Source organism: Methyloceanibacter sp., from assembly GCF_058506495.1.
The window spans coordinates 1-6,312 of sequence record NZ_JBZMXT010000103.1 but is presented as its reverse complement, the minus strand read 5'-3'; the positions used below and the strand labels follow the sequence as shown (position 1 = coordinate 6,312).

Genomic DNA, 6,312 nt, shown 5'->3' with positions numbered 1-6,312 from the left:
AGGGAGTTCGACGAAGCTGCTTCCAGGTCTTCTCGCAGGACCACAAGGGTGCTTCGGTTAGAGCATACACATTTGGTCTCTGCGGCGAGACATCAAGAGGGGTACCGTTGATTTGGCGGATCCTTATTCTATCCAGGCCGAATAACTGCTTGGGGCAGTGTGCCGGGATATCAGGGTAGATAGGCGAAAAGCGCCTAGGAAAAAGGCGTTTCTCGACGCGGCAGGGGACCAATGTTAAGTCAGATTCTCAGCGCGCTGCTGCCGGCAATCATCACAATTATGCTCGGGTACTTCGCCGCATGGCACCACGATTTCTCGCAAGATGAGGTGCCGACCCTCAACCGCATGGTGCTGAACTACGCCCTGCCACTGGCTCTTTTCGTTGGCGTGTTCACTGCCGGGCGTGAGGAATTGCTGGCCGATATTCCGCTCGTAGTTTTCCTGCTCCTTGCAGTCGTGGGCACATATGTGCTGGTGCTTCTGACCGCTTCATTTGTCTTCCATCATCCGCCTGGCTTGAGCGCACTTCGTGCCTTGATGGCATCGGGACCAAGCACGGCTTTTGTCGGCGTGCCCGTTTTGGGCAGCTTGTACGGGGCCACAGCGAACATTCCAATTGCTGCCGGCGGCATCATCATTTCAATTGTCCTCGTGCCGGCCACACTTATTTTACTGGGACTTGACGCTGCGCGAAGCGAGAGCAGTGCTTTGGGGGCGAGAGGTGCACCGGATCGGACAGCACCTCGGATGGATATTTTGCACACGGTTTTGAAATCTCTCAAACAGCCTCTCGTCTGGTTACCGAGCGCTGGGTTCATCATGGTTCTGCTCGGCGTTGACCTCCCTAAGGTTATCGATCAGTCGCTCTCGCTGCTTGGTCACTCGTCGTCTGGCGTGGCGCTTTTCGCTTCTGGAATCATCCTTGCTGGTTACAGCGTAACCCTCAGCCGCCCCGTGATTAGTCTTGTTTTCATCAAGAATGTGGTGCAGCCCGGCGTCGTTTGCTTGGGAATGCTCGCGTTGGGCTATAAGGATCCGATCTTAGGTCAAACCGTCGTCACGACTGCGCTGCCCGCCGTTGCGATTGTGGTGATGTTGGCAGTTCAGTATCGCACGGCGATTCCAGAAGCCGCATCGGCCTTGCTGATCAGCACCTTCGGGTCGCTGATCACCATGAGCCTATTTATCTGGCTCGTGGGGTAGCGGCCCGCCGCGTTGCATTAGGATCAGACATCTAGGCGCTCCGGGAAGCGACGACGGGCGCTCTGCCGGCCTTTGCGGTCACTTCATCCGCCTCGCCTTCGAGGTGTAGGGCTTCGGCGATACGGCGGCGCGCACGATTGACGCGGCTTTTTATGGTGCCCACCGCGCAACCGGAAATCTCCGCTGCCTCTTCGTAGGAGAATCCCGCGGCCCCTACGAGGATAAGCGCTTCGCGCTGATCGTCTGGTAATTCATCTAGGGCCTCCTGGAAATCGCGCATGTCCATATGCCCATGTTGCTCTGGACTCGATGAGAGTTTGGCCGCATAGGCGCCATCCACATCCTCAACCTCGCGCTTTTTCTTCCGCCGTTCGGAAAAGTAGGTGTTGCGAAGTATCGTGAATAGCCAGGCTTTGAGGTTTGTGCCTTCCTCGAACGAAGAGAGGTTGTTCCAAGCTTTGAACAGCGTTTCTTGCACAAGATCGTCCGCACGTTCGCGGTCGCCGCAAAGCGATACGGCGAAGGCCCGCAGGTTACCAATTTGAGCAACGAGCTCATCCTTCAGGCTCGGTGAAACCGTGTCTGACAAGTCATTTCTCTCCGCTGTCGTCGAGATCCTTGAGAAGCCTCAAAAGGTGCTCGGGAACCGGTTCTTGGGCGACGGAGTCGAACACCGCTCGAACCTGACGGCCAATGTGGGCTTGGAGCGCGGGTGACATACCTGCATCCTGTTGGGCCGCTGGCTCGACGAGTTCATCGTCCGGCCGCTGGGTTCTCTTACTGGCGTCGACGGCCATGCGCCTTGGAGCCTTGTCCTTGTCGTCTTCGGTCACAACGGATCCCTATCGGTACGATCAGCAACCCGATTGTAACCGATAACCGCTGCATATCTGCACTGGAAAAACCCGCAATCCTTCAATGAGTTCCAGGGGCGGGCCAATTTTGCGGTAATTTCGTGCCTCCTGAACGCGTCTGAGCCAACCTCTGCATTGTTTCTTTCGCCCGCGTGTGTGAGAAGTTGGGAGCTCGATTGACCAATATCCCATGCCCTTTGGGGGAGCACCATTTCATGCAGCTGTCTCAGACCATCGCGCCGCACCTGCCGTTGCTCCGGCGTTTTGCGCGTGCTCTTGCGGGCTCACAGAGTGCGGGCGACGCCTATGTTGCGGCAACTTTGCAGGTCCTGGTGGAAGACCCATCGCTCTTCGACAACAGCCTCGAGCCTCGCGTTGCGCTTTATAGAACATTCGTCAGCATGTGGAATTCTGTTGGGCTCAACCTGAAGACCGAGGTTTTCGAGCGAGCAGACAGCGCAGTCGATCGGCAGCTTGAGCAGATCACGCCGCTGGCGAGGCAGGCCTTTGTGCTCTGTTCGGTGGAGGGTTTCTCGGAGGAAGAAACGGCGGACATCCTCAACACCACGCCCAGTAACGTGGAAGCACTACTCGATGACGCGGGCCGGGAGATAGCGGCGCAAGTTGCGACCGATGTGCTCATTATCGAGGACGAGCCGATGATTGCCATGGATCTAGAAGCGATTGTCGAAGGGCTGGGGCACCAAGTTGCAGGGGTAGCGCGGACCCATGTCGAAGCCGTTAAGGCGGCTTCTAGTAAGACGCCCGGTTTGGTCCTTGCTGATATTCAGCTCGCAGACGGAAGCTCTGGGCTTGATGCTGTCAACGAGATGTTGGACTCGTTTGAAGTCCCTGTCGTCTTCATTACCGCCTATCCGGACCGGCTGCTGACGGGCGAGCGCCCCGAGCCGGCCTTCCTGATCACAAAGCCGTATCAGCCCGACACGGTCAAAGCGATCGTTTCTCAAGCGCTTTTCTTCGAGCAGCACGCCAAGCGCAAGAGCTGACCATGAGCGGCCTCGATCCACATGCTTACGACCGATGTGCTGATGCGAAGGGTCGGCCGTCCTAAAGCTTGCCCAGAAACATCAACAGGAGAAGTAAGAGGATAATGACGCCCACCAGCCCAGTAGGAAACACGCCCCAACCGCGGCTATAGGGCCACGCCGGCAGGACGGCGAGCAAGACCGCGACCAAGATGATGAGTATAATTGTAGGACCCATACCGTTTCTCTGATTTTGTTTGTACTGGGCTGTAGGCAAGAATTTGCAGAACATAGACTATTCTTGGTATCGCGTCAGGCTCAGCCGGACTAGGCGTGCCTGCTCGACTAGCGAAACCAATCATCAATCACTACGTTTCCCACAAGACGTTACCGGTCTTGGCGCAGGAGGGAGTCGACTTGATCAACTCAAATCCCATTCTTGTTGTCGAGGACGAGTTTCTCATTGCGCTCGACATCGTCGCAGCGCTTGAAAGCGCGGGACTAGATGTCGTCGGCCCCGCAAGCACTGTCAGCGATGCGCTTAGTGCAATCCAAAGCCGACCACTCCGCGGAGCATTGCTAGATGCACATCTCGGCGGTGAGTCCGCAGGCCGGATAGCAGATGTGTTAGCCACGCGTGGCTTGCCATTCGCGTTTGTGAGCGGCTATGGCCGCGAGAGCTTGCCGACGGCCCACAGCGCAGCCCCGCTGGTCCGAAAGCCATTCACGGACCAAGAGATTCTTGCGGCGGTAGCTGGGTTTTGACAACGGCGCCGCGCAACAATTCGGACGTTCAGGCGTTTGGCGTAGGTGGGCGCAGTGATTGCCGAAGACGAACGGCCAGTGGAAACATAGATGCTCCTAACCTGGGCTGTAATTTTTGCTGTTGTGGCGCTGATTGCCGGCATATTCGGCTTCGGCGGCGTCGCATCGGCCGCGGCGGGCGTCGCGCGAGTTCTTTTCTTCATCTTCGTCCTTGTGTTCTTGGTCACTTTGATTGCCGCACTCGTGTAGTCGCCGCTATGTCATGGACCTCCCTGTGAGCGTCGCATTACCCATTCAAGCCCATGCAACCGCGGCTAATGCCGTGGCTTTCGTCCTCATCGGCGCGCTTTTGGCCTGCGGTTTGCTGATTTATCTCTACCAAGCTCGCAACAAGGCGCGCGCACGTGCGGCTACGCGACAGCAGCTCGAGGCGGACCTCGAACGGCGCACGAAGGAACTGGCCGAGGTAGACCGGCAGTTTGCGGTGGAGAGATCGGCGACCGAACAGCAGCTTCGCTTGCTGCTTCGCGAGCTGACGCACCGATCCAAGAACCTTCTAACCGTCATTCAAGCGATTGCTCGCCAGACGGCGAGGCAAACGGCCACGGTCGACGAGTTTCTCGACCGCTTCGGCGCACGGCTTCATGGCATCGGTGTTTCGCACGATCTTCTTGTCGCAGACGACTGGCAGGGCGCATCGCTACGGATGTTGGTCGAGCAGCAGCTGGAGGCGTACGCCGACGCTTCAAGTGAACAGGTTTCCATTGACGGAGAAGATGTTGTCCTAAAGCCAGAGGCCGTACAGAACCTCGGCATGGCGCTGCATGAGTTGACGGCGAATGCCGAGACGTACGGTGCGCTCTCCCGGCCTGAAGGCTCGGTGCATGTCAGTTGGCTCGTTTGTGACGACGAAAACACTCTGAAGCTCAGTTGGCAGGAAACAGGCGGGCCCGAAGTCAAGAAGCCATCCAGGTCGGGCTTTGGGCGCGCGGTGATCGAGAATATCGTGAGCCAGGCTCTTTCTGGGCAAGCTACGCTGATCTTCGCGCCGCAAGGGGTCCGCTGCGACATCGTTATTCCGGACTCGCATATCTCCTCGAGGGGCTAGGGCCGGCGGCGATCCCTGAATTGCTGCGGTTGCACGATAAAGCGCACGTGAACGGCTGTGCGCTGAAGTTGAGTTGAAGGTCTTCGGACAATCCTTAGATTCTTGTCATATCAATCGGCCATGACCAGTAAGGCGGCTGCCGATTGGGAAGGAGCCACTATGGTCACGAGACGACAGATTCTTATTGGCACCGCTGGCGTTGCAGCCGCAGCGGCGGGCGGTGCAGCTCTTCTGCGGGGAAATAGTTCGCCCGCGACGGCTGCGCCAGAAGGTCAGTTCGAGGTCACGAAAACCCCCGAGGAATGGCGCAAAATGCTGACGCCTCAGCAATATGCGGTGTTGCGCGAACATGATACCGAAGCTCGGTGGACGAGCCCGCTCAACCAAGAGAAACGAAAAGGTACGTTTGCCTGCGTTGGATGCGATCTTCCGCTGTTTGAGTCAAAAACGAAATTTGAATCGGGAACGGGCTGGCCGAGCTTTTATGCGCCGATTGACGGGAATATTGGCACGAAGAAGGACTTCAGCTGGGGCATGTCCCGCACTGAGGTTCATTGCCGTCGTTGCGGCGGGCATCTTGGTCACGTTTTCAACGACGGGCCGAAGCCAACCGGCTTGCGCTACTGCATAAACGGCGTCTCCCTGAAATTCATCCCGGCCTAGAGCCGCCGAGTCCTACCTCACTGGCTCGGGAGCTGCCGACTTTTGGGCGTCACTGGCAGAAAAGGGCCGGCGTCGAGATGCGGCGGAACCAAGCGCAGGGCGACGCGTTTTCACTCAGTGGCGGGGTCAGTTGTGCGTACCCCGTTCGCCGTACGGGTATTACGGGGGTGAGGGAGTCGGGGACGGCTGCCCTCGCTCGTACTGTCACCCGGAGCGCCTGGACGACGCATCACCGTCCCGCCACACCTTGTTTCCACCATCGTTCGAAGAGTTTGCCGCCTGCTTCTCGCAAAGGACGAAGCACGCCGGCGAAACTTGCCGTTTTGGGACCGTCTCAAACCAACAGCTTCTCAGTGCCGACAAAAAACGGGCCGAACGCTGACACCTCGCTTTTGTAACTTGGGTAATCAGAAAATTTCGGCTTTGCTTGGCCGAACAGCGCCGAGCAACACGATGACGATCGCAAGCACGCTCGCGAAGATCGGTCGATCGATGAAAAACGCGCTCAAGACTGTGTTCCCTCGTCGCGCACCCAAGCGCGGTCACGACGCACTATGCCCTAGAAGAGCATAGCCTGAGCGAGGCCGGCAACCAGCCGAAAAAGAGGCTTCTCAAGCTGAGATCTCTCGAAGGGCCCATCAGGCCGCAACGTGTTACAGCCGCCCCGCGAGGCGAAAAGAATCAAGTGAACGAAGAGGGTGGCTCCCCGGGCCGGACTCGAACCAGCGACCCA

The 6,312-nt window shown here is 57.9% G+C and carries 9 protein-coding genes; 6 read left to right on the top strand and 3 right to left on the bottom strand.

What is annotated here, in order from left to right; translation table 11 throughout:
- The first annotated feature begins 231 nt into the window (after positions 1-231).
- Entirely contained in the window at positions 232-1,203 is a 972-nt protein-coding gene (locus AC33YF_RS12380) for an AEC family transporter (RefSeq protein WP_491777514.1), read from the top strand.
- Positions 1,204-1,234: 31 nt separating this feature from the next.
- On the opposite strand, the gene AC33YF_RS12375 is transcribed toward AC33YF_RS12380, so the two are convergent.
- Together AC33YF_RS12375 and AC33YF_RS12370 are read right to left on the bottom strand one after the other, a co-directional pair.
- Complete coding sequence (locus AC33YF_RS12375) at positions 1,235-1,792, bottom strand: sigma-70 family RNA polymerase sigma factor (protein WP_491777513.1); 558 nt, start codon at positions 1,790-1,792, stop codon at positions 1,235-1,237.
- A gap of 1 nt (position 1,793) precedes the next feature.
- Positions 1,794-2,036, bottom strand: a complete 243-nt coding sequence (locus AC33YF_RS12370) for a NepR family anti-sigma factor (RefSeq protein WP_491777512.1) — start codon at positions 2,034-2,036, stop codon at positions 1,794-1,796.
- Positions 2,037-2,272: 236 nt separating this feature from the next.
- Between AC33YF_RS12370 and AC33YF_RS12365 the strand changes: the two genes are divergently transcribed.
- Positions 2,273-3,064 carry a response regulator gene (locus AC33YF_RS12365; RefSeq protein ID WP_491777511.1) on the top strand — a complete coding sequence of 264 codons (792 nt, stop codon included), beginning with the start codon at positions 2,273-2,275 and terminating at the stop codon, positions 3,062-3,064.
- A gap of 61 nt (positions 3,065-3,125) precedes the next feature.
- On the opposite strand, the gene AC33YF_RS12360 is transcribed toward AC33YF_RS12365, so the two are convergent.
- Complete coding sequence (locus AC33YF_RS12360; protein WP_491777510.1) at positions 3,126-3,335, bottom strand: DUF3309 family protein; 210 nt, start codon at positions 3,333-3,335, stop codon at positions 3,126-3,128.
- Between the two features lie 41 nt (positions 3,336-3,376).
- Here AC33YF_RS12360 and AC33YF_RS12355 point away from each other — a divergent pair, with 41 nt between their 5' ends.
- The 4 genes from AC33YF_RS12355 to msrB all read left to right on the top strand — a co-directional run bounded on the left by AC33YF_RS12355 (position 3,377) and on the right by msrB (position 5,579).
- Positions 3,377-3,808, top strand: coding sequence for a response regulator (locus AC33YF_RS12355; protein WP_491777509.1), 432 nt, complete (start codon positions 3,377-3,379; stop codon positions 3,806-3,808).
- A gap of 90 nt (positions 3,809-3,898) precedes the next feature.
- On the top strand, positions 3,899-4,057 hold the full coding sequence (locus AC33YF_RS12350) for a DUF1328 domain-containing protein (RefSeq protein WP_491777508.1): 159 nt from the start codon (positions 3,899-3,901) through the stop codon (positions 4,055-4,057).
- 13 nt (positions 4,058-4,070) lie between these two features.
- Positions 4,071-4,916, top strand: coding sequence for a sensor histidine kinase (locus tag AC33YF_RS12345; RefSeq protein WP_491777507.1), 846 nt, complete (start codon positions 4,071-4,073; stop codon positions 4,914-4,916).
- Between the two features lie 159 nt (positions 4,917-5,075).
- A complete protein-coding gene (gene msrB, locus AC33YF_RS12340) occupies positions 5,076-5,579 on the top strand; it encodes a peptide-methionine (R)-S-oxide reductase MsrB (protein WP_491777506.1) in 504 nt (167 codons plus the stop codon).
- The last annotated feature ends 733 nt before the right edge of the window (positions 5,580-6,312 follow it).